General features: G+C 68.8%; 19 protein-coding genes. 6 read left to right on the top strand and 13 right to left on the bottom strand.

Features of this window, described 5'->3' with window-relative positions; genetic code table 11:
• Positions 1–68 precede the first annotated feature (68 nt).
• Positions 69–1958: a 1-deoxy-D-xylulose-5-phosphate synthase gene (dxs, locus tag ISP17_RS08545; RefSeq protein ID WP_404632077.1), complete on the bottom strand. Its 1890-nt coding sequence runs from the start codon at positions 1956–1958 to the stop codon at positions 69–71.
• Between the two features lie 143 nt (positions 1959–2101).
• Here dxs and ISP17_RS08540 point away from each other — a divergent pair, with 143 nt between their 5' ends.
• Entirely contained in the window at positions 2102–2512 is a 411-nt protein-coding gene (locus tag ISP17_RS08540) for a low affinity iron permease family protein (RefSeq protein ID WP_404632075.1), read from the top strand.
• Between the two features lie 13 nt (positions 2513–2525).
• Here the strand turns inward: ISP17_RS08540 and ISP17_RS08535 are convergent, their stop codons facing one another.
• Positions 2526–3125, bottom strand: a complete 600-nt coding sequence (locus ISP17_RS08535) for an HNH endonuclease (protein WP_404632073.1) — start codon at positions 3123–3125, stop codon at positions 2526–2528.
• A 254-nt stretch (positions 3126–3379) separates the two neighbouring features.
• Here ISP17_RS08535 and ISP17_RS08530 point away from each other — a divergent pair, with 254 nt between their 5' ends.
• Entirely contained in the window at positions 3380–4150 is a 771-nt protein-coding gene (locus ISP17_RS08530) for a SapC family protein (protein WP_404632071.1), read from the top strand.
• Between the two features lie 66 nt (positions 4151–4216).
• On the opposite strand, the gene ISP17_RS08525 is transcribed toward ISP17_RS08530, so the two are convergent.
• Both ISP17_RS08525 and ISP17_RS08520 read right to left on the bottom strand, forming a co-directional pair.
• On the bottom strand, positions 4217–4690 hold the full coding sequence (locus ISP17_RS08525; protein WP_404632069.1) for a GNAT family N-acetyltransferase: 474 nt from the start codon (positions 4688–4690) through the stop codon (positions 4217–4219).
• A 130-nt stretch (positions 4691–4820) separates the two neighbouring features.
• Positions 4821–5474 (bottom strand): YkvA family protein, encoded by a 654-nt coding sequence (locus ISP17_RS08520; protein WP_404632067.1) that lies wholly within the window; start codon positions 5472–5474, stop codon positions 4821–4823.
• Between the two features lie 136 nt (positions 5475–5610).
• On the opposite strand from ISP17_RS08520, the gene ISP17_RS08515 reads away from it, so the two are divergent.
• Both ISP17_RS08515 and ISP17_RS08510 read left to right on the top strand, forming a co-directional pair.
• On the top strand, positions 5611–7929 hold the full coding sequence (locus ISP17_RS08515; RefSeq protein ID WP_404632065.1) for a tetratricopeptide repeat protein: 2319 nt from the start codon (positions 5611–5613) through the stop codon (positions 7927–7929).
• A gap of 1 nt (position 7930) precedes the next feature.
• Positions 7931–8095: a hypothetical protein gene (locus tag ISP17_RS08510; protein ID WP_404632063.1), complete on the top strand. Its 165-nt coding sequence runs from the start codon at positions 7931–7933 to the stop codon at positions 8093–8095.
• A 106-nt stretch (positions 8096–8201) separates the two neighbouring features.
• Here the strand turns inward: ISP17_RS08510 and ISP17_RS08505 are convergent, their stop codons facing one another.
• From ISP17_RS08505 to ISP17_RS08480, 6 genes are all read right to left on the bottom strand, one after another.
• Entirely contained in the window at positions 8202–9164 is a 963-nt protein-coding gene (locus ISP17_RS08505) for a hypothetical protein (RefSeq protein WP_404632061.1), read from the bottom strand.
• A 107-nt stretch (positions 9165–9271) separates the two neighbouring features.
• A complete protein-coding gene (locus ISP17_RS08500; RefSeq protein ID WP_404632059.1) occupies positions 9272–11368 on the bottom strand; it encodes a TonB-dependent copper receptor in 2097 nt (698 codons plus the stop codon).
• Positions 11369–11503: 135 nt separating this feature from the next.
• On the bottom strand, positions 11504–11875 hold the full coding sequence (locus tag ISP17_RS08495; RefSeq protein WP_404632057.1) for a DUF2946 domain-containing protein: 372 nt from the start codon (positions 11873–11875) through the stop codon (positions 11504–11506).
• A gap of 97 nt (positions 11876–11972) precedes the next feature.
• Positions 11973–12527 (bottom strand): TlpA family protein disulfide reductase, encoded by a 555-nt coding sequence (locus tag ISP17_RS08490; protein ID WP_404632055.1) that lies wholly within the window; start codon positions 12525–12527, stop codon positions 11973–11975.
• Between the two features lie 131 nt (positions 12528–12658).
• Positions 12659–14449, bottom strand: a complete 1791-nt coding sequence (locus ISP17_RS08485) for an acyl-CoA dehydrogenase C-terminal domain-containing protein (RefSeq protein ID WP_404632053.1) — start codon at positions 14447–14449, stop codon at positions 12659–12661.
• Between the two features lie 40 nt (positions 14450–14489).
• Complete coding sequence (locus ISP17_RS08480) at positions 14490–14969, bottom strand: hypothetical protein (RefSeq protein WP_404632677.1); 480 nt, start codon at positions 14967–14969, stop codon at positions 14490–14492.
• Between the two features lie 185 nt (positions 14970–15154).
• On the opposite strand from ISP17_RS08480, the gene ISP17_RS08475 reads away from it, so the two are divergent.
• On the top strand, positions 15155–15622 hold the full coding sequence (locus ISP17_RS08475) for an SET domain-containing protein (protein WP_404632051.1): 468 nt from the start codon (positions 15155–15157) through the stop codon (positions 15620–15622).
• Positions 15623–15968: 346 nt separating this feature from the next.
• On the opposite strand, the gene glpK is transcribed toward ISP17_RS08475, so the two are convergent.
• The gene (gene glpK, locus ISP17_RS08470; protein WP_404632049.1) at positions 15969–17465 is read right to left on the bottom strand and encodes a glycerol kinase GlpK; all 1497 of its coding nucleotides are present in this window, start codon (positions 17463–17465) and stop codon (positions 15969–15971) included.
• Between the two features lie 170 nt (positions 17466–17635).
• Between glpK and ISP17_RS08465 the strand changes: the two genes are divergently transcribed.
• Complete coding sequence (locus tag ISP17_RS08465; RefSeq protein ID WP_404632047.1) at positions 17636–18181, top strand: type 1 glutamine amidotransferase domain-containing protein; 546 nt, start codon at positions 17636–17638, stop codon at positions 18179–18181.
• A gap of 59 nt (positions 18182–18240) precedes the next feature.
• Here the strand turns inward: ISP17_RS08465 and ISP17_RS08460 are convergent, their stop codons facing one another.
• A complete protein-coding gene (locus ISP17_RS08460) occupies positions 18241–20550 on the bottom strand; it encodes a xanthine dehydrogenase family protein molybdopterin-binding subunit (RefSeq protein WP_404632045.1) in 2310 nt (769 codons plus the stop codon).
• A complete protein-coding gene (locus tag ISP17_RS08455; protein ID WP_404632043.1) occupies positions 20543–21013 on the bottom strand; it encodes a (2Fe-2S)-binding protein in 471 nt (156 codons plus the stop codon). Before ISP17_RS08455 ends, ISP17_RS08460 begins: the two co-directional genes overlap by 8 nt.
• Positions 21014–21037: the final 24 nt, after the last annotated feature.

Raw genomic sequence — 21037 nt, 5'->3', positions numbered from 1 at the left:
TTCCAGCGGCCCGGACGGCCGACGTTTCGCGAGCGCGAAACCGACGACCCAGCGTCTTTAGGCCAAGCTCAACCCGCGCTGGCGCTCGCCGCCACCAGCTGCGGAAACCGCGCGCGGATCGCATGGCGGATCGAGGGCAGGTCCAGGCCGGCCATGCTGAGCACTTCCTCGCGGCTGCCGTGTTCCAGATAGACGTCCGGAAGGCCCAGATGCAGGATCGGCAGGGTGATGCCGTGCGTCGCCAGGCACTCGGCCACGGCCGAGCCGGCGCCGCCGGCGATGGCGTTGTCTTCCAGCGTGACGAAGGCGTCGTGGCTCTTCGCAAGTTCCACCAGCAGCGCTTCGTCGAGCGGCTTGACGAAGCGCATGTTGACCAGCGTGGCGCCGAGCTCGGCGGCCATTACCGCAGCGGGGGCCAGCATGGCGCCAAAGCTCAGCAGGGCGAGCCCGCGACCGCGCCGGCGCAACTCGGCCTTGCCGATCGGCAGCGTGTCCAGCTCCTTGCGCAGCGGCGTGCCGGGGCCGGTGCCGCGCGGATAGCGCACCGCGGCCGGGCCGGCGTAGGCAAAGCCAGTGCTGAGCATCATGCGGCACTCGTTTTCGTCGGCCGGCGCCATGATCACCATGTTCGGCAGGCAGCGCATGAAGCTCAGGTCGAAGCTGCCCGAGTGGGTGGCGCCATCCGGGCCGACCACGCCGGCGCGGTCGATGGCGAAGGTGACGTCGAGGTTCTGCAGCGCCACGTCGTGGATCGCCTGGTCGTACGCGCGCTGCAGGAAGGTGGAATAGATCGCCACCACCGGCTTGGCACCCTCGCAGGCCATGCCCGCCGCCAGCGTCACCGCGTGCTGCTCGGCGATCGCCACGTCGAAATAGCGCTGCGGATATTCCTTGGAGAAGCGCACCAGCCCCGAGCCTTCGCGCATGGCGGGGGTGATCGCCAGCAGGCGTTCATCGGCAGCCGCCTGGTCGCACAGCCAGTCGCTGAACACGTCGGTGTAGGTCGGCTTGGCCGGGGCGCTCTTTTTCACCAGGCCGGCCTGCGGGTCGAACGGGCCGACCGCGTGGTAGTCGATCTGCGCTTCCTCGGCCGGCGCGTAGCCCTTGCCCTTGGTGGTAATCACGTGCAGCAGCTGCGGGCCGGGCAGCTCCTTCACCGTGCGCAGCGCATGCAGCAGCTGCGGCAGGTTGTGGCCGTCGATCGGGCCGGTGTAGTGGAAGCCCAACTCCTCGAACAGCGTGGAGGGCACGAACATGCCCTTGGCGTGCTCTTCCCAGCGTTTGAAGAAGCGGCCGAACAGCGACTGCTTGGGAATCGCCTTCTTGGCGCGCTCGCGCCACACGTTGAGCGTGCGGCTGGCCATGGCGCGGGCCATCATCTTGGTCAGCGCGCCCACGTTCTCGCTGATCGACATGCCGTTGTCGTTGAACACCACCAGCATGTTCGGTTCCACGTCACCGCCGTGGTTGAGCGCCTCGAATGCCATGCCGGCGGTCATCGCGCCGTCGCCGATCACCGCCACCACCTTGCGCATGTCGCCTCGGCGCTGGTTGGCGATGGCCATGCCCAGCGCGGCCGAGATCGAGGTGGACGAGTGACCGACGCCGAACGTGTCGTACTCGCTCTCCTCGCGGCGCGGGAACGGCGCCAGGCCGTCCTTCTTCTTGATCGTGGTGATGCGCTCGCGGCGGCCGGTGAGGATCTTGTGCGGATAGCACTGGTGGCCCACGTCCCACACCAGCCGGTCGTGCGGCGTGTCGAACACATGGTGCAGCGCCACGGTGAGCTCGACCACGCCCAGCCCCGCGCCGAAGTGGCCGCCGGAGCTGGCCACCGCCTCGATCAGGTACTGGCGCAGCTCGTCTGCCACGGCAGGCAACTGCTCGTCGGGCACGCGGCGCAGGTCGGCCGGCGTCTCGATCGGCGCCAGGTGGGGATAGCGGGAGAGGTCGATCATCCGCGTATTGTTGGCCCAGCGGCAGGGCGGGGCAAGGGCGGTGCGGCGTCCTGAACGGGGCAGCGTTCGTTCAGCCAGCCTGCACGCGCGCCACACGGTACGGCCCGCAGGATCGCTGCCGGGATTCCGCACAGGGTATGCCGATGAGCGCTTCCAACCTGTTCCGCCAGTTTGCGGCCAAGGCCTCCAGCGCGGCCGGACGCCCCTTGGCCTTCATCATCGCCGCGCTCGGCATCGTGGTCTGGGCTGCCACCGGGCCGCTGTTCGGCTTCGGGGACACCTGGCAACTGGTGATCAACACCAGCACGACCATCATCACGTTTCTCATGGTGTTCCTGATCCAGAACACGCAGAACCGCGATTCGGCCGCCGTGCAGATCAAGCTGGACGAGCTGATCCGCATCAGCGAGGCGCGTAACGCCCTGTTGAGCATCGAGGATCTGGATGCCGATGCGCTGGAGGCCATCCGTCGCCAGTATCGCGAGCTGGCCGAACGCGGCCGTAGCGAGCTGAAGGACGTGGAGCGCGATGTGTCGGAGGACCCGGGCGACTGACCGCCCGTGGGCCTCAGGCGTGCGCGGCGCGGCGGTCGCGCGGCAGGTGGTTGACCAGGAACTCCATCTGGTCGGCCAGGATGTTGCGGTTGGACAGGATCAGGTGCTCCACCCAGCTCGGCCGGTACGGCACCGCCAGCAGCGGCATGTGCGCCTGCTGCGGGGTGCGGTTGGCCTTGCGCAGGTTGCAGGCCAGACAGGCGCTGACCACGTTCTCCCACTCGTCGCGACCGCCCTTGGACACTGGCTGCACGTGATCGCGGGTCAGCTCGCCGCGGTTGTAGTGGTTGCCGCAGTAGAGGCACAGGTGGCGGTCGCGCGCGAACAGGGCGGTGTTGGTGAGCGCGGGGGCCGGATCCAGCGCATGGTCGCGGCAGTGGCCGGTGCTGGCGATGATCGGGTGCAGCTCCAGCATGCTCTGCTCGCCGCGCTCGCGGTTCATGCCGCCGTGCACGGTGAGGCAGGGTTCGCCCAGGGTCCAGGCGACCGCGTCGCGCACGTACAGGCAAGCAGCATCCTGCCAGCTGATCCAGTCGAGGATCCGGCCGCTGGCATCCAGCGAGAGCACCCGGGTCGAACGCAGATCCGCCCGGAGCGGCACTTCCATCAGCATGCAGTCCATCCTTCGGTCAGGGCCTGGGGAAACGCATCGCGATGCAACAGTTGTGACTGCGTCCGAGCATAGCCCAACTGTGTTGCGATTCGCATGCAAAACCCTGACGCGGCAAACACATAGGCGGCGCCGGTGGCGGTTCGCGGCGGGCCGGGGCCGCTGCTATAGTGGGCGTTCGTCTTGAGACCCGGGCCGGGTTTGGGAGGGGGAGCCAACGGTGGCAACCCCGGCGCGGCTGGGCAGAGGTAAGTAACGTGGCTGAAGTCTTTTTCTACGAGCGTCCCGTGCCGCTCAACCGTACCGCCCACAAGGATCTGCGCCTGAAGGCCGTGCCGAGCCTGAAGTTTGCGGCAAACGTGCATTCCGTGCCGCTGACCGGCGTGGAGTTCCCCGCCGCGGCGCGCGACGTGCCGATCCTGTTCGCCGGTGCCGACATGAAGGACGCCGGTCCGATGGCCCTGCTCGGCCTGCGCCAGAACGAGAACCTGTTCGTCGACGCCGACGGCCAGTGGGCGCCGAACACCTACGTGCCGGCCTTCATCCGCCGCTATCCGTTCATCCTCGCCGAGAAGCCGGAAGGCCAGCCCGGCGACGATTTCACCGTGTTCCTCGATGAGGCCTACACCGGCTTCAACACCGAGGAAGGCGAGCGTCTGTTCAAGGACGACGGTACCGACACCGAGATGCTGACCAACGCGGTCAACTTCCTCGGCGAGTTCCAGCAGCACGTGGCGCGCACCCACTGGTTCATGGACCAGCTGCGCAAGCACGACCTGCTGGAACCGCGGAACATCCGTCTGGAAAAGGACGGCAAGTCGATCAACCTCAACGGCCTGTTCGTGGTCAGCGAGGAAAAGCTTCGCCAGCTCGACGAGAAGGTCGCCCACGAGTTCCTCAAGGAAGGCGTGCTCGGCTGGATCTACGCCCACCTGCTGTCGCTGGCCAACATCGACCGCGTGTCGCTGCGCCTGAACGAGCGCGAGCAGGCCGAGGTCGGCACCACCGGCAGCACCACGGTCAACTGATCGCGCTGCTGTAGTCGAAAAAACCCGCGGCCGCCCCCGGCAGCCGCGGGTTTTTTGTGTCCGTGCTCAGCGCAGCGGCTTGGCCAGGCGCAGCAGGTCGGCGTCGTAGCCGTTCGATTCGTACAGCGTGCGTGCGCGCTCGTTGCCGGGAAACACCGCCAGCGTCATCAGCGCGCAGCGATGCTCGCGCGCCCATTGCTCCGCATGCGCCAGCAGCGCGCGGCCCACGCCCTGGCCTTCGTGCCCCGGCGCCACCGCCAGGTCCGAGATGTGGCAGTTGGTACGGCCGTTGAAGAAATCCTGCGTCTTCTGCAGATGCATGAAGCCCACCGGCTGGCCGTCCTCGTCCTCGGCGACGAACAGGAAACTGTTGGGCGGCTGGTCGTCCAGGTGATGGACGAGGTCGGCGCGGATCCCCTCGATGCACTCGTGCCGCTTGCGCCAGGCCGGCAGGGTGAAATCCACGAAGCGGGGCACCAGGCCGAGGATGAAGTCGTCGTCGTCCTCGGCCAGGCGGATTAGGAAATGGCGGTCGCTCATGAGCCTGCAGTCATTGCGGAACCAGGCTGTGGTTCTACACCCGCGCGGCCGCCGTGGGGAACCCCCGGCGACCCGGCCCGATTTCGGGCGCGGGTCGCGTGGCGGGGCGAAAAGGGTGCTGGCGCGGCACTCAGCAGACACGGAAGCCTCCGGCGGTCGACGGCGGCACGTAGCTGCTCTCGCCGACCCGCCGGCAGTGTTCGATCAGCGCGGCTTCCGCCCGACGCGCTTCCTGCCAGTCCTGCCGGCTGAAATGGAACTCGAACGCCCGGCAATGGCGCAGATCGGCCTCGATCGCGCGCAGTCGGCAGTAGTCGAGGTAGCTGTCCACCTCGCCCGCCAGCTGCGGCCACGCGGCGTCGACCACCACCGCATCGTCCAGTCCGCCAATCACCGGCAAGTTGTCGGGGATCAAACGATGGTCGCCATGCGTGTAGTTGACTACCAGCTGCGCCGGCTCCACCGATTCCCCGGCGGGCTGCCATTCGGGGTCCGCCAGCATCTGGCTCACCGTGTGTGCCAGACGCATGCGGTGGGCGATGGCGGCGGCGTGATTGTCCGTGACGGGCTGCCGGACCAGCTCGCGCGCGGCCGTGGCGAGCTGGTCGCCGAGCAGCGGCACATGATGGAGGCGCATCAGCAGATCGTTGAAGTGGTCCAGCGCGGCGGCGTCCAGCGGGAAATTGCCCACCCGACGGCGGCGTGCGGGATGGTCGGCGGCACCGGACGGCGGATTGAGCAGGGCCGGCGACAGCGGGGGCAGGGAAGCGATCTGGGCATACATGGCGAAATCTCCGATGGCACACCGCGGGATGCGGCGTGGATACAGGCTCCACCGATGTGACGCTCGGGTCATGACGGAAAGACGAGGTTTCCGGGAGCGAACGCCGAGGTTTGTGTGATCGCACGAGGACTTGCCGATGAATCCGCTCGAATCGGGCGCTGGCGGTCAGGGGACGCAGCCGTATCTGTTCGACGACATCGTGGTGGACCCGGCTGCTCATACGCTCGTGCGGGGCGGCATCGAGCAGCCGATCGAGCCCAAGACATTTGCCGTGCTCATCCTGCTGTTACAGCGTCGCGGCGAGCTGGTGGGGCGCGACGAGCTGCTCGACCTCGTGTGGGGCCATCGCCACGTCACCCCGGGCGTGCTCACCCGGGCCATCGCCCAGCTCCGCCATGCGCTCGAGGACGATTCCCACCACCCCCGCTACATCCAGACCCGCCACGCGCTGGGCTATTCCTTCATCGGGGAGCTGCGCGCCTCCGACCCGCTCCCGCTCGCTGATGAGCCTGCGGCTGGATCTGCCGCTGGGCCGGCCAGCCCGGCGGCGCCCCTTGCCGACGTCGCGCCCGACGCCCGGCATGACATCGTGGGGTCCACCGAAGCCGCCGTCATCGAGCCGCCCGCCTCCGGATCCACCCGGCTGGACGCATCCGCGCTTGTCGATCCGCCTCAGGCCGTCCGCCCTGCCGGCGCTGCGCCGACCCATCGACGGCATCCGGGCAAGCTGCGCTGGTGGGCCGGCGTCGCCGCCGTCGCGCTGGGGCTGGCCGCGGCGGGATGGTGGATGAGTGATCGGGCGCCGCCAGCGACCAGGCCTGCGGCGGCGTCGATCGCCGTCATGCCTTTCACCAACCTGAGTCCGGATCACCGCGACGACTATTTCGTGGACGGGCTGACCGAGGAGATGCGCGACGCGCTCGCCGGCGTGAAAGGGCTGAAGGTGGCCGCCCCGATGTCGCCCGGGGCGCGAGACCAGGTGCTCGACGCCAAGGCATGGGGCCAGCGGCTGGGCGTGGCCGCGATCCTGGAGGCCAGCGTGCGTCGCGACGGGCAGCAGCTGCGCATCACCGCACACCTGTCGGACACCGCCACCGGCTTCACCCTCTGGAGCCACACCTACGACCAGGAGCTGGCCGGCATCTTCGACACGCAGACCGAGATTGCCCGTGAGGTGGTGCAGGCGCTGCTCGGCGCCATGCCGGCCGAGGATGCCCGCCTGAAGAAGCGGCTGGAGCCCACCAGCAACGAGGCCGCCTTCGACGCCTACCTGCAGGGCCTGCATCTGCTGCACCAGGCGGCCAAGCCCGAGGATGCCGACCGCGCGGTCGAGCGCTTCAGCCAGGCGCTGGCCAGCGACCACGACTTTGCCAAGGCGCAGGCGAAGATCTGCCGCAGCGAGATCTGGCAGTTCGAAAACGCGCGCAACGCCGCGGCATTCGAGCGCGCCATGGAGGCCTGCCGGCGCGCGGCGCAGATGGACCCGACGCTGGCCGATGTAAACCTGGCCGTGGGCGACCTGTATCGCGCGCACGGCGACCTGGATCGCGCCCTGCAGTACTACCGCGACAGCATGAGCTCCCCCTCCACGCGGGCCCTCGCCCACATCGGCATGGCCAAGGTCTACGTGGCCCAGGGCAAGTCGGCCCAGGCGATCAGGGAGTTCGGCACGGCGCTGGAACTCAGTCCCGGCGACGCCAGCGTCTACGCGCAGATCGGCTATCAGCAATACGCCAGCGGCGACATCGCGCATGCGCTGGAGTCTTATCGCAAGGTGGTGGCCCTGCGCCCGGGTAATGCGGAAGGCTGGAGCATCCTCGGCGCGCTCTATCTCGAAGCGGGCGACAGCGCCGCGAGCGAGCAGGCGCTGCAACGGGCCATCGGCATTGCGCCGGACGCCGCCACGCTGAGCAACTTGGGCTTGATCAAGTACCAAGCGGGCGACTATGCCGCCGCCATCGACCTGCGCCGCCGCGCCACCGAACTGGCGCCACAGGATTATCTGGTGTGGGGCAACTTGGGCGAAGCGTTGCAGGCGGATCCGCGCAGCGCCGCCGCGGCGCGCGCCGCCTACCGCAAGGCCGCCGACTACGCCGCGCAATACCTGGCGCTGAAGCCGAACGACGCGGCCGGCTGGGCCTCGCTCGGCCTGTACCAGGCGATCCTCGGCGAGGCGTCCGGCGCGCGCTCGATGGTGCGGCGGTCCGAAGCGCTGGCCAGCGATCCCGGCCAAGTGGCGCTGCTCAATGCCCAGACGCTGGCCGTGCTGGGCGATCTGCCGCAAGCGCGCCAGCGCCTGAGCCGCGCACGCGCCGCCGGCATCCCGGACATACAAATCACCAGCAACCTCACGTTCCGCCGCCTGGGCCTGCTGTCGTCCTCGCCGGCCAAGGCGCTGCCGAAGCCCGCTTCAACCGCCCCGAGCGCTCGCGACGGGCCCCCACCAGGAGAGTGACATGGCGACCAAACCCACCCGGCCCGAACCCCCGGCGCCGCTGCGCGCCGATCCGCGGCATCCGCCCAAGGGTCCGCACGACGACGATGATCGGCCCGACGGCGAGCCCACCGAGCCGGTCATCATCGAACTGCGCGTCATCGTGCCGGTGCCCAAGACCGGCTAGCCCGATGCGGCGCGACCGCCGGCACGCAAACGGTCGTCTCGATTGACGGCGCCTTGGGGCGGCGAGGGATTCCGGCATCCGCGCCGGCGGTCCCCCTGCGCGCGGGCTACAGCCGGTATTGCAGGCCGGCCGACCACAGCCGGCCCGGTTCGATCTGCACGCCATTCACGTGCTCGTGGATCGGCAACTGCAGGAACACGAACGCCTCCAGCCGGCGCCCGAGCTTCAACCCCAGCCCCGGGCTGAGGTAGGCCAGCGTCGCGCCGCTGTTGGCGCGGTCGGCGAGCGCGCCGCTCTCGCGCTGCTCGCCGTGCAGGTTGAGCTGCAGCTGCGGGGTGACGATGCCGGCGTCGAGGTAGCGCAGGCCGAGGTTCACGTTGAGCGAGTTGCCGGGGCGGAAGCCGCCGCGCGCGTTCAGCGCCACCTGCGCCATCGCCTGGGCGAAGTAGCCCACCGACTCGCCGAGGTAGCCGAACTTGTACACGCCGAGCAGCGCATCGGTGGTTCCGGTGCCGCGCTGCAGGCCGCGGTCGAGCAGCTCGCCCGCGGCGGTGCCGGCATTGAACGGCTGCTTGAACGTGCCGGTGGGCAGCTTCACGCCGAACTGCAGGCCCACGCCCGCATCCGGGCTGAAGCCCTGGTAGCGGGCCAGCACGCGCACGTCGCCGATGCCCCGCCCGTCCGACGACGACAGTGTGGTTTCGCCTTCCGGCCACGTCTCGTGGTAACGGCTGAACCACGGCAGCTGCACCGACAACCCCCAGGCGCGATTGAAGCTGTAGTCGATGCCCAGCAGGGTGTTGCGGTTGATCGTCTTGCGCTGCAGTTCTTCATCGCTGGGCAGGGCGATGCTGCCCACGGCGATGCGGTGTGATCCTTCGATCAGCCGCGACTGGTTGAAGTAGTCCTCGCGCAGGCTCAGGTGAAAGCCGCTGGACGTGGCGTAGCCCTGGCTCGCCCAGTCGGAATTGAGCGAGCAGCCGCAGGTGGAGCAGGCGCCGGCAAGGCCCGGCAGGATGGCCAGCGTCACGATGGCCGTGGAAACAAGGGTGCGGGACGGGCGAAGCATGGCGATTCCTCGATGGATGCGGGCACGCTACGCCGCGCGGCGTGCCCGGTTTCTGATGTCGATCAGACGGATGTCGATCAGACCGATCTCGATCAGGCCGATCTCGATCAGAGATGGATGGCGAGCTTGAGCCAGCCGGTGCGGCCGGGTTCGTTCACGCGCACCGTGTTGACGTAGCCGACCAGGCCCTGCGGCGCCGCGTTGAGGTGCTCGGCGTACGCCTTGTCCAGCAGGTTGTCGATGCCGGCGCTCAGCGTGAGGTGCTGGCCGAGCCGGTAGCTGCCGTTGAGCGAAAGCACGCCGAAGCCGGCGCTGGGGCCGAGATCCTGGCCGACGATGTTGCCTTCGCCCACCGCCACGCGATGCTGCGCGGTGGCCAGTCGCCACAGGCCACCGATCGACCACGCGTCGCGCGCGTAGGTGAGGCCCAAGCGCGCTTCCAGCGGTGGCATCTGCGGCAGCGGCCGGTGCTCGCTGCGGTTCTCGCCCCAGGCGGTGCTGAGCGTGGCGTCGCCGCTCCAGTGCGCGTCGAAGGCGTAGTTCACGCCCGCTTCGCCGCCGGCGATGCGCGCACGCACGTTGCTGGCGGTGCCGCTGCCCATCGCGCTCATCGGGTAGTGCATCAGGATGAAGTCCTGCACCACGCCGGCGTAGCCGGAGACCCAGGCTTTCAGCCGCGCATCGCGATACTGCACGCCGATGTCGAACTGGGTGGTCTTTTCCGGAGCGAGCCGGCGAAAGCCCGGCAGCGACACGTCCACATGCCGGCCGAACAGTTCCCAGTAGTCGGGGAAGCGCTCGACGTGGCCGATGCCGGCGTACAACGTGGTCGGCGACGAGGCGAGGTCGCGCTCGTAGCGCACGAAACCGGCGGGCAGGGTGGAGGAGCGGTCGGCATCCACGGTGGCTGCGGCCATGCCGCCCATGCCCCCGCTGCGGGCCGCCGTCGACAGGTCGTAGCCGCGCGCCTGGGCTCGGTCCAGCCGCGCGCCGGTGATCAGGCGCTGGCGCGGTGCGACGGCCCAACGCAGTTCGCCGAATGCGCCCAGATCCGCCATGCGTGCATCGCGATGGCGCGGCAGCTCGCGGTAGTCGTGCATGCTTCCCGGTTTGCCACCGAGGCGCGCGGTGTGCACGTTGGCCGAGCCGTCCAGCCCCGCCACCAGGGCCACATCGTCCCAACGCCAGGTGCCGGCTATGCGTCCGCCGTTGGCACGGCGGGCCACGTTGGAGGCCATCGCCATCGGCATCATGCTGGCCGGGTCGGGCTGGCGCAGCGTGTAGTTGTCCATCACGTGGTCGGCGTAATTGGTGTACGCCTGCACTTCGAGCTCGTCCCAGTGCGTGGTGAGGTGCTGCTGGGTCCACGTCAGCGCCGCGCTCTCGCGCAGGAACTGCGAGCCGTCCATGGCGCTGAAGGCGTAGGCGGCCTGGCCGTCGCCCTTGCCCACTGCCAGCTCCAGCCGGCTGTCGTCGGTCGGCGTCCAGCCCAGCGTGGTATCGACGTTCCAGCGGTCGTAGCGCGAGTGCACGCGCTGGCCGTCGCCGTCCTCGTAGTCCTGCGAGTGAGTGTGGTTGGCGCTCACGCCGAGGTAGCCTGACGGCGCGCCGGCGCGAAGGTCCAGGTTCTGGTCGTTGCGGCCCCACGAGCCGCCGAGCACGCTGGCGTCCACGCTGTAGCGGGGCTCGGCGTAGCGGCTGAAGTTGCGGTCGAAACGCACCACGCCGGCGGAGTTGCCGGGGCCGTAGAGCACCGTCTCCGGCCCCTTGATCACGGTGACGCGGTCGTAGAGTTCCGGCGCGATGTAGGCGGTCGGCGGGTCCATGCGCGAGGGGCAGCCGCCGCCGATCAGGCCGCCGTCGATCTGGATACCGAGCCGCGAGCCGCTCATGCCGCGCAGCACCGGATCGCCGTTGCTGCCGCCTTTGCGGATGGTGGAGAAGCCGGGAATGCTCTTGAGCAGGTCGGCGCCGTCGCTGGCCGGTACCGGCTGGCGCGGCGCCTTCGGGTCGGTGACGACGGTGAGTGGGCTGTCCTGCATTGGCGCGGTGACCACCACCGGGGCCATCTGTTGAGCGGGCACGGCATCGGCGGCAAGTGCCGGGCCGACGAGCGCGGTGGCGATCAGCGCGCCCAGCGGGCGCAGGCGACGAAGAGAGTGCAGGCGCGCGGACGCGCGCCCGGCTAGCGGTGCATGAGTCATGGAAATCCTGGAGTCGGCAGCGTGCGGATGCCGGGCACAGGCCCGGTCCGCCGAACGGTCACGAGAGGGCTGGCGTGCTGCGCCCGCTGGCCCGCGCAGGCTGGCAGCGGCGATCAGTCGCCGGCGGTGCGTGGCTCAGACGTGCGCGACTGCCAGTGGTGGCCCGCGCGGCTCGGCGGCCAGCAGAACGATGCTGCTTCGCGCAGGCGGCTCGGGCATCGCCAGCCACAGGCCGGACAGCGACGGCCCGGCCGACAGGAGCGGCGGTGAATCGGGCAGGATCGAGTGGCCGGACAACAGCCCGCAGTAGCCGCACTTCTCCAGCAGGTGGCCGGCCGGCGGCGACTGCGTGCCGTCATCGTGATGCGGGCCGCACCAGCCGATGCTCACCAGCGCATCCAGCGGACTGGCCAGCGTCTGCGACACCACGGGTGCCACGATCGTCAGCCACAGGGCGACGATGGCAAGCCAGGCGATCGGGCGACGTGGGCGACGCAGGATGGACAAGGATCAGCGCTTCAGTGATTCGACGGCGCGGGATGATCGCACGGCGCGGCAACCCGCCGGCCTGTGACAAGAAGCCGCTGCCGACCTATCGCTGGCTTCAGGGCGAGGCGGGAGCCTGCGTCGCGCCGGGTGCCGCCGGCTGCTGCGCGACGAGCGCGTTGATCTCCGCCAGGATCCCGTCCAGATCGCTCTCGTCGTACCCCACGTGCAGGTGCACGAGGGTGCCGTCACGCTGGAACATCGCCATCACCGGGATGCCGTCGTCGCTGCCGTAAGGCCTGCCGACGGAGCCGTCGCCGTCCCGGCTCATCAGCAGGTCGGGCAGGATGCGGTGCATGTTGCGCGCGACGGTGGCGAAGGTGCGCACGCTTTCCATGTGGTTCACCGCCACGATCTGCAGTGGCAGGTGCCGTTGGGTCGCCACCTGCTGGATGTTGGCGAGGGTCGGCAGCTCCTTCATGCAGTAGCCGCACCAGGTGGCCCAGAAACTCACCACCACCACCTTGCCGCGCATCGAGGACAGCGTCAGGTGCGTGCCGTCGCGCGTGACGCCCAGCGCGTCGGGCGGCGTGTCGCCCGGTTGCAGCGTCGACGTCGCCAGGGCGCCGGTGCAGGTGAGCAGGCAGGCGAACAGCACGGCCATCCGACGCATGGGCATTTCCCCTTTGATTTGCGGCAGCCTAGCAATCGCTTCGGCTGCGCAACAAGGGGCGAAGTGCTCGTTCATGGCGCAAGAAAAAACGCCCGGCGATGCCGGGCGTTTCAGGTGCGTGCGGCGGCTGCTTACGCAATCTCGGGCAGCGTCGCCACGCCCGCTTCGATGCCGGCCTGGTGCACCAGGCAGCGCGGCAGGATGCGGCTGAAGTAGAAGCTGGCGGTGTCGCGCTTGGCCTGCTTGAACGCGGCCGGCTGGCTGCTCTTGTCGGCCGCGGCCACGCTCCTGGCCCACAGGTAGGCGAGGGTGATGTAGCCGGAGTAGTACAGGTAGTCGGTGGCGGCGGCGCCGAGTTCTTCCGGGTTGGTCTGCGCGCGCTGGGCCAGCTTCATGGTCATGTCGCCCCACTGCTTGGCGTAGACGGCGAGCGGGCCGATCAGCGCGCGCAGCGACTCGTCGGCGCTGTGCTGCTGGCAGAAGCCGCTGATCTCCTCCAGGAAGTGCCTGAAGCCCACGCCCTGCAGCTGGAGGATCTTGCGCCCCAGCAGGTCGGCGGCCTGGATGCCGGTGGTGCCTTCGTACAGCGTGGTGATGCGCGCATCGCGGGCGAACTGCTCCATGCCGTTCTCGCCGATGTAGCCGTGGCCACCGTAGATCTGCAGCGCCTCCTTGGTACACTCGATCGACAGCTCGGTGACCAGGCCCTTGGAGATCGGGATCAGGAACGCCACCAGCTCGCTGGCCTTCTGGCGGGTGGCCTCGTCCTTGGCACGCGCCTCGATGTCCACCTGCAGCGCGTTGTACAGCACCAGCAAGCGCGAGCCTTCGACGAAGGCTCGCTGGGTCAGCAGCATGCGGCGCACGTCCGGCTGCACCAGCAGGTTGTCGGCCGGCTTGTCGGGGAATTTGGCACCCGACAGCGCGCGCGACTGCAGGCGCTCGCGCGCGTAGTTGAGGCTGTTCTGCAGCGCGCGTTCGGCCAGCGCCAGGCCCTGCACGCCCACCGCGAGGCGCGCGGCATTCATCATGGTGAACATGGCCATCAGGCCCTTGTGCGGCTTGCCGATCAGGTAGCCCTCGGCGCCGTCGAAGTTCATCACGCAGGTGGCCGAACCCTTGATGCCCATCTTGTGCTCGATGGCGCCGGCGAACGCGTTGTTGCGCTCGCCCAGCGAGCCGTCGGCATTCACCTTGAACTTCGGCACGATGAACATCGAGATGCCGCGGCTGCCGGCCGGGGCGTCGGGCAGGCGCGCCAGCACCAGGTGCACGATGTTCTCGGTGAGGTCGTGTTCGCCCGCGCTGATGAAGATCTTGGTACCGGTGATCTTGTACAGGTCGGCATCGTTGAGGCCCTTGCCGGCGGGCTCGGCGCGGGTCTTCAAGAGGCCGAGGTCGGAACCGGCCTGCGGCTCGGTGAGGCACATGGTGCCGGTCCAGCGGCCTTCCACGATCGGCTGCATGTAGAGCTGGCGATGCCACTCCTCGCCGTGCAGCTCCATGGCGTGGCAGGAACCTTCCGACAGCAGCGGGTACAGGCTCCACGACAGGTTGCCCGACTGGAACAGCTCGGTGGTGGCGGTGCCCATCACTACCGGCAGTGCCTGGCCGCCGTAGGCCTCGGGCATGGTGAGGCCGGCCCAGCCGCCCTCGGCGAAGGCCTTGAACGCCTCCTTGAAACCCTTCGGCGTGGTGACCGTGCGGGTGGCCTTGTCGTAGTGGCAGCCTTCGACGTCGCCTGGCCAGTTGGTCGGTGCCAGCACCTGTTCGGAGAGCTTGCCGGCTTCTTCGAGTACGGCATCGAGCAGGTCGCGGGTATGGCCTTCGCCGCCTTCCAGGCCGGTCAGCACGGCTTCGGCGCCGAGTACGTCGAAAAGGGCGAAGCGCTGGTCGTCGAGCGGGGCCTTGTAAAGCGTCATGGCGATGTCCTTCGGTGGAATGCGTGGAAGCGGAGGGGGATCAGCGGAATGTGCCGGGGATGCCGGGGACCGGCGAGAGCCAGTCGTTGCCGCTGAAGTCGAAGTTGCGCGGCTGCTTTTCCTGTTCGGGTTTGGCGGTGGCGCTGCCGCTGACGCGGTAGGCGAGCGAACCGCCGCTGCCCTTGGCCGCGGTGGCGGCGAGCGCCTTGCTCATGTCCGGCGTGGGCAGCACGTCGAGTTCGACGATGTCGCCGGACAGGGCAGGAATGTCGCGCTTGAACGTGCCGTGCAGGCGCACCGGCACCAGCTCGGCCACCTGCAGCGTGCCTTCGATCGCGGTGAAGTCCATCTCGCCGTAGCTGTTGTTCTGGATGCGCACGGTGAGGTGCCAGGTGCCGCTGGGCTGCACCTGCAGTTGCTGGATGCTCAGCGCTGGCGGAAACACGCTCTTGCGCGGCGGCCCGCAGGCGATCAGGCCCAGGGCAAGCACGGCGGGGACGATCCAGCGCAGCAGACGCATCACGGCTTCTCCAAACGATCGTTTGAATGCTAGATTCTAACCATCTTTGCGTGGCGGCCGAAACCGCCGCGGGCGTGCGCGGGATGTCGCAGCCGCGATCGAGGCGCCGGCGCGCGTCGCGCCGCGGTTTCAACGATCACGTCGAACGGGCATCATCGGCGTTTACCCATCACTGGATCGTCCGCATGCCCGCACGTTTCATCGCCCGTCGCTCGCCCATCCACGGCAACGGCGTGTTCGCCACCGAGGTCATCCGCAAGGGCGAGGAAGTCGTCCAGTACAAGGGCACGTTGATGACCCACGCCGAGGCGGACGAGATGTACGGCGACGGCGGCGAGACCGGGCACACGTTCCTGTTCACGCTCAACGACGACTACATCATCGACGCCAACCGCAAGGGCAACACGGCGCGCTGGATCAACCACAGCTGCAACCCGAACTGCCGCGCGGTGATCGAAGAGAGCGCCAGCGGCGATCCGCGCAAGGACAAGGTGCTGATCGAGGCGATCCGCACGATCAAGCCGGGCGAGGAGCTCACCTACAACTACGGCATCGTGCTCGACGTGCCGTACACCGCGCGGCTGAAGAAGCTGTGGCAGTGCCTGTGCGGCGCGCCCAATTGCACGGGCACGTTGCTGCAGCCCAAGCGCTGACGGTCCGTTCGACGTTCAGGGGGCTCGCGCAGGAGCGCATCGGCGGCGTTCCCCTGGGGCGGTCCTGATCGAAGCCGGTTGTCCTTCGCGGACCCTCATTCCACCTCGGCGTCATTCCCGCGGAAGCGGGAATCCATTTTTGACTTCCTGCATCAGAGCTCAGTGGATGACCGGCATTCGCCGTTGAAAAGCGCCTCCCGCTTGACCAGCCTGCGGCTGTTGAAAAGCTCTTCGCGGGAATGACGGCTTCGGAGGTTCCTGCGTATCGGGAACATCGCGCCGAGACGGCGCAAGGCGGCCAAAGCAGTTGCCCACCGCAGAACCGGCGCGCGGGCGTCTTTTCAGGCTAGACCCGGAACCCCAGCGTCGCCTGCACCGCCATGCTCCATCCCGCATAGAGCGCCTCGCGTCGCTCTTTCGGCATCGACGGCGAGAAGCGGCGGTTGAGCGCCCACTGCTGCGCGATTTCCTCGCGACTGCTCCAGAAGCCCGTGGCCAGCCCGGCGAGATACGCCGCGCCCAGCGCGGTGGTCTCGGCCACGTCCGGCCGCAGCACCGGCACGCCGAGGATGTCGCTCTGGAACTGGGCGAGGAAGTCGTTGGCGATGGCGCCGCCGTCGGCGCGCAGTTCCTTCAGCTCGATGCCGGCATCGGCCTGCATCGCGGCGAGCACGTCGCGGGTCTGGTAGGCCATCGATTCCAGCGCGGCGCGCACGAAATGCTCCTTGCGCGTGCCGCGCGACAGGCCAAACACCGCGCCGCGCACGTCGCTGCGCCAGTAAGGCGCGCCCAGCCCGACGAACGCCGGCACGATATACACGCCATCGTTGTCGCCGACGCGTTCGGCATAGGCCTGCGAGTCGCTGGACTTGCCCAGCATGCGCAACCCGTCGCGCAGCCATTGCACCACCGAACCGGCGACGAAGATCGCCCCCTCGAGCGCATATTCCACCTTGCCGTCGATGCCCCAGGCGATGGTGGTCAGCAACCCGTTGGCGGAAGCCACCGCCTTGTCGCCGGTATTCATCAGCATGAAGCAGCCGGTGCCGTAGGTGTTCTTTGCCATGCCCGGCTCGAAACAGGCCTGGCCGAACAGCGCCGCCTGCTGGTCGCCCGCCACGCCGGCGATCGGCACCGCGTGTCCGAAAAAGGTCTCCGGCGTGGTGTGGCCGTAGACCTCGCTGGAGGACCGCACCGCGGGCAGCATTGCCCGCGGCACGTCGAGCATCGCCAGCAGCTCGTCATCCCAGTCCTGCGTGTGGATATTGAACATCAACGTGCGCGAGGCGTTGCTCACGTCGGTGACGTGCACCTTGCCACCGGTGAGGTTCCAGATCAGCCAGCTGTCGACCGTGCCGAACGCCAGCTCGCTGCGGCGGGCGCGCTCGCGTGCCCCGTCGACGTGGTCGAGGATCCATTTCACCTTGGTGCCGGAGAAATACGCGTCGATCAGCAGGCCGGTCTTCGCGCGCACCATCGGCTCGTGGCCCGCGGCCTTCAGCGCGTCGCAGATGTCGCGGGTCTGCCGCGATTGCCACACGATGGCGTGGTGGATCGGCTGGCCGGTGGCCCGGTCCCAAACCACGGTGGTCTCGCGCTGGTTGGTGATGCCGATGCCGGCAATCGCCGAGGCGGGCACCTGCGTGTTGTTCATCACCTCGGTGACGGTGGTGAGCACGCTGGTCATGATCTCGCGCGGGTTGTGCTCCACCCAGCCCGGCTGTGGGAACAGCTGGGCGAACTCGCGTTGTGCCATCCCCACGATGCGGCCGGCGCGGTCGAACAGGATCGCTCGCGAGCTGGTGGTGCCCTGGTCGATGGCGAGGATGTACTGCGCGTCCATCACGGCGTTTTCCCGACTGCGTTGGCGTGCAGTGTGGAGCACGTGCATGGCAACAGCACGGCGCGCCGCGGCAAGCGTGGCGCTCACGGCAGGGTCACGCCCCGGCGACACGAGCGCCATGCCGGGCCCGCCATGCTGTCGCTTCTTTCCCACCCCGAGGAACGCCATCCATGAGCAAGTCGAACCTGAAAGGCCGCCGCGTCGCCGTTCTAGCCACCGACGGCTTCGAGCATTCCGAGCTGACTGAGCCCAAGCGCCTGCTGGAAAAAGCCGGCGCCGAGGTCACCGTGATCGCCCCGGGCGACAGCGCACAGATCAAGGGCTGGACCGGCGGCGACTGGGCCGGCTCGGTGAAGGTGGACCTGGCGCTGGGCAAGGCGACGGCCGGCGATTTCGACGCGCTGCTGCTGCCCGGCGGCGTGATCAATCCGGACAAGCTGCGGCTGAAGCCGGAGGCGATCGATTTCATCCGCGCGTTCGGCGACGCGGGCAAGCCGGTGGCGGCGATCTGCCACGGCCCGTGGACCTTGATTGACGCCGGCCTGGTGATGGGCCGCAAGGTCACCTCGTGGCCGTCGCTGCGCCAGGACCTGGAGAACGCCGGCGCGCAGTGGCACGACCGCGAAGTGGTGGCCGACGGCCAGCTGATCACCAGCCGCAAGCCGGGTGACATTCCGGCGTTCGCCCACGCGCTGATCGAAAAACTCGCCGCCTGACATCCACCGTAGGAGCGCACAGGGTGCGCTCCTACAGGGTCTGCGCCTGCCGATGCTTTTCAGGCCTTCTGCTTCAGCGCCTTGAGCACATCCTCCGGGCGGATCGGAATGTGCCGCAGCCGTGCGCCGGTGGCAGCGAAGATCGCATTGCCGATCGCCGGGCCGACCACCGTGGTGGCCGGTTCGCCGAGCCCGACCGGGACCTCGGTGCTGGGCAGGAACTCGATCGCCAGCGCCGGCACGTCCATCGTGCGCAGCGGGGTGTAGCGGTCGAGGTTGGTGTCGCGGATCTGTCCGCTGTCGAACGCGTTGCCCTCGTGCAGCGCCATGCTCAGGCCCCACAGCGAAGCGCCCTGCACCTGCGCCAGTGCACTGTCGGGATGCACCACGGTGCCGGCGTCCACGGCGAGGAAGAGTTTTTCCACCGTCACCTTGCCCGTGGCGCGGTCCACCTTCACCCGCGCGGCGCAGGCCACCCAGGTCGGCATGTCGCGTTCCTGGCCGAAGCTGGTGGCAACGCCCAGCCCGGTGTCGGCCGGCAGGCCCCGGCCCCATCCGGCCATCTCGGCCACGTGCCTCACCACCGCCGCCTGCCGCGCCGCGCCGCCCACCGCGTTGGGCGCGTTGCCGGCGTTCTTGCCGGTGGCGTCGAGCAGCTTGAGGCGGAACTGCACCGGGTCGGCGCCGACCTTGTGCGCGGCCTCGTCCATGAAGCTCTCCAGCGCCCAGTTGGTCCAGCCGGGGCCCACCGAGCGCAGCCAGCCGGGGCGGAACGCGCGGTTGGCCAGATCGTTCGACAGCGCGCGCACGCGGTGCTTGCCCACGGAGTACCAGTGGTCGGCGCCGGAAATGGAGAACGGATCGTACGGCTCGCCGTTCTTGCCCTTGGGCATGAAGCCCGGAACCAGCACCTTGGTCGGCCAGCCGGCGGCCGCGTCATGCTGCATGGCGACCACGTGGCCGTCCTTGTCGAACGCCATGCGCAGGCGCTGTACCGAGGGCGAGCGGAAGGAGTCGAAGCGCATGTCGTCGGCGCGGGTCAGGGTGAGCTTCACCGGCTTGCCCACGGCCTTGGCGGCCAGCGCTGCCGGCACCGAGTAGTCGCCGTTGAGCCGGCGACCGAAGCCGCCACCGAGCAGGTAGGTGCGCATCACCACCTGCTTCTCGTCCACGCCCAGCGCCTTGGCCAGGGTGGGCAGGATCAGCGACTGCCACTGGTTGCCGGTGTGGATCTCCCAGATGCCGTCCTTCTCCAGCGCCAATGCGTTCACCGGCTCCAGCTGAAAGTGGCTCACGGCGGCGGTGGTGTAGCGCTGCTCCAGCGCCGAGGCGGCGTTGGCGAACGCCGCGTCCACGCCCTCGTCGTCCACCACGGTGGAGCCGGCCTTGGGGTCGGCGATGAGGCGGTTGGATTCGTCCTCCAGCTCCTTGTCCGAGACGCTGGCGGTGTCGTCGTTCTGCCAGGTCACCTTGACCTTGGCGGCCGCCTGCATCGCCGCCCAGGTGGAATCGGCCAGCACCACCACCCAGCCGGGCACGGTGTTCGAAGGATCCTCCAGCGTGATCGAGCGCAGGTAGCCCTTCACCGACTTGGCGTCGCTGTCGTCCACCGCGACGACTTTGGAGCCGTTGCGGGTGGGCGGGATCTTCGGCGCGCCGTAGAGCATGCCATCGACTTCGGCATCGATGCCGTACACGGCGCTGCCGTTGGTCTTGCCGGGCACGTCGAGCGCGGCGGTGTCGACGCCGACCAGGCGCCGTTCGGACGGCGGCTTGATCGGCATGGCCTTCAATTCATCGGCCGAGAACGTGCGCGCGAGCTTGCCGGCCTGCACGATCTGCGCGTAGCTCACCGAGCGGCTGCCCGCATGCACGGCGCTGTTGCGCGCGGTGCAGGCGGCGGGTTTGGCGCCGAGCAGGCGGGCGCCTTCCTCGATCATCGCGATGCGCCCGGCCGCACCGGCCTGGCTGAGTTGCGGAAAGCTCTGCCACACCGACCAGCTGCCGCCGGTAACCATCGTGCCCCACTTCGGGTCGGTGTCGACGTGGTTGATGCGCACCTGCGACCAGTCCGCCTCCAGTTCGTCGGCGAGGATGCGCGCGAGCGCGGTCCCCACGTGCTGGCCCATCTCGGCGCGGATCACGTTCACCGTGATGGTGCCGTCCGGCGCGATGTGCACCCACAGATTGGGGTCGTAGCCGCCGCTGGCCAATGCCTGGGCGGGTGACTGTCCCGGCAGCAGCACCGAGGCGTGGGCGAACGCCATCATCAGGCCGCCACCGGCCGCGGCGGCGCCGATCAGGAAGCTGCGCCGCGACGGCGAGGCGGGCGCATCGGTGCCCGGATCGTGGCGAAGGAACTTATTCATGGCTCGCTCCCTGGATCTCGGCAGCGGCCTGCTTGATCGCCTCGCGGATGCGCGGGTAGGCCATGCAGCGGCAGAGATTGCCGCCCATCACCTGGTCGATGTCCGCGTCCGTGGGCGTGGGGAAATCGCGCAGCAGCGTGGCCGCCTGCATGATCTGCCCGCTCTGGCAGTAGCCGCACTGCGGTGCCTGGGTGGCGATCCACGCCTTCTGCAGCGGGTGGTCGCCGCTGGGCGAAAGCCCTTCGATGGTGGTGACGGTTTGCCCGTAGGCGGCACGCACCGGCGTCACGCACGAGCGGATCGCGCGGCCGTTCAAGTGCACCGTGCAGGCGCCGCACATGCCGATGCCGCAGCCGAACTTGGTGCCCTTGAGCTTGAGCGTGTCGCGGATCGCCCACAGCAGGGGCGTGTCGTCATCGACGTCCACCGTGACCGCTTGCCCGTTGAGTTGGAACTGGCTCATGGATCGAGGCTCCGCTGGATAGTG

The sequence above is a fragment of the Dyella ginsengisoli genome (assembly GCF_044904665.1).
In the GTDB taxonomy this organism is placed as follows: domain Bacteria; phylum Pseudomonadota; class Gammaproteobacteria; order Xanthomonadales; family Rhodanobacteraceae; genus Dyella_A; species Dyella_A ginsengisoli.
This window is presented reverse-complemented; position numbering and strand designations above follow the sequence as displayed.

Bases quoted from the DNA above. Each gene is read 5' to 3' on its own strand.
- ISP17_RS08510 (WP_404632063.1), top strand. From the start codon at position 7,931: ATGGCGACCAAACCCACCCGGCCCGAACCCCCGGCGCCGCTGCGCGCC.
- glpK (WP_404632049.1), bottom strand. From the start codon at position 17,465: ATGGACGCGCAGTACATCCTCGCCATCGACCAGGGCACCACCAGCTCG.
- ISP17_RS08460 (WP_404632045.1), bottom strand. From the start codon at position 20,550: ATGAATAAGTTCCTTCGCCACGATCCGGGCACCGATGCGCCCGCCTCG.
- ISP17_RS08490 (WP_404632055.1), bottom strand. From the start codon at position 12,527: ATGCGTCGGATGGCCGTGCTGTTCGCCTGCCTGCTCACCTGCACCGGC.
- dxs (WP_404632077.1), bottom strand. From the start codon at position 1,958: ATGATCGACCTCTCCCGCTATCCCCACCTGGCGCCGATCGAGACGCCG.
- ISP17_RS08500 (WP_404632059.1), bottom strand. From the start codon at position 11,368: ATGACTCATGCACCGCTAGCCGGGCGCGCGTCCGCGCGCCTGCACTCT.
- ISP17_RS08465 (WP_404632047.1), top strand. From the start codon at position 17,636: ATGAGCAAGTCGAACCTGAAAGGCCGCCGCGTCGCCGTTCTAGCCACC.
- ISP17_RS08515 (WP_404632065.1), top strand. From the start codon at position 5,611: ATGAATCCGCTCGAATCGGGCGCTGGCGGTCAGGGGACGCAGCCGTAT.
- ISP17_RS08505 (WP_404632061.1), bottom strand. From the start codon at position 9,164: ATGCTTCGCCCGTCCCGCACCCTTGTTTCCACGGCCATCGTGACGCTG.
- ISP17_RS08540 (WP_404632075.1), top strand. From the start codon at position 2,102: ATGAGCGCTTCCAACCTGTTCCGCCAGTTTGCGGCCAAGGCCTCCAGC.
- ISP17_RS08480 (WP_404632677.1), bottom strand. From the start codon at position 14,969: ATGCGTCTGCTGCGCTGGATCGTCCCCGCCGTGCTTGCCCTGGGCCTG.
- ISP17_RS08525 (WP_404632069.1), bottom strand. From the start codon at position 4,690: ATGAGCGACCGCCATTTCCTAATCCGCCTGGCCGAGGACGACGACGAC.
- ISP17_RS08485 (WP_404632053.1), bottom strand. From the start codon at position 14,449: ATGACGCTTTACAAGGCCCCGCTCGACGACCAGCGCTTCGCCCTTTTC.
- ISP17_RS08475 (WP_404632051.1), top strand. From the start codon at position 15,155: ATGCCCGCACGTTTCATCGCCCGTCGCTCGCCCATCCACGGCAACGGC.
- ISP17_RS08535 (WP_404632073.1), bottom strand. From the start codon at position 3,125: ATGCTGATGGAAGTGCCGCTCCGGGCGGATCTGCGTTCGACCCGGGTG.
- ISP17_RS08520 (WP_404632067.1), bottom strand. From the start codon at position 5,474: ATGTATGCCCAGATCGCTTCCCTGCCCCCGCTGTCGCCGGCCCTGCTC.
- ISP17_RS08455 (WP_404632043.1), bottom strand. From the start codon at position 21,013: ATGAGCCAGTTCCAACTCAACGGGCAAGCGGTCACGGTGGACGTCGAT.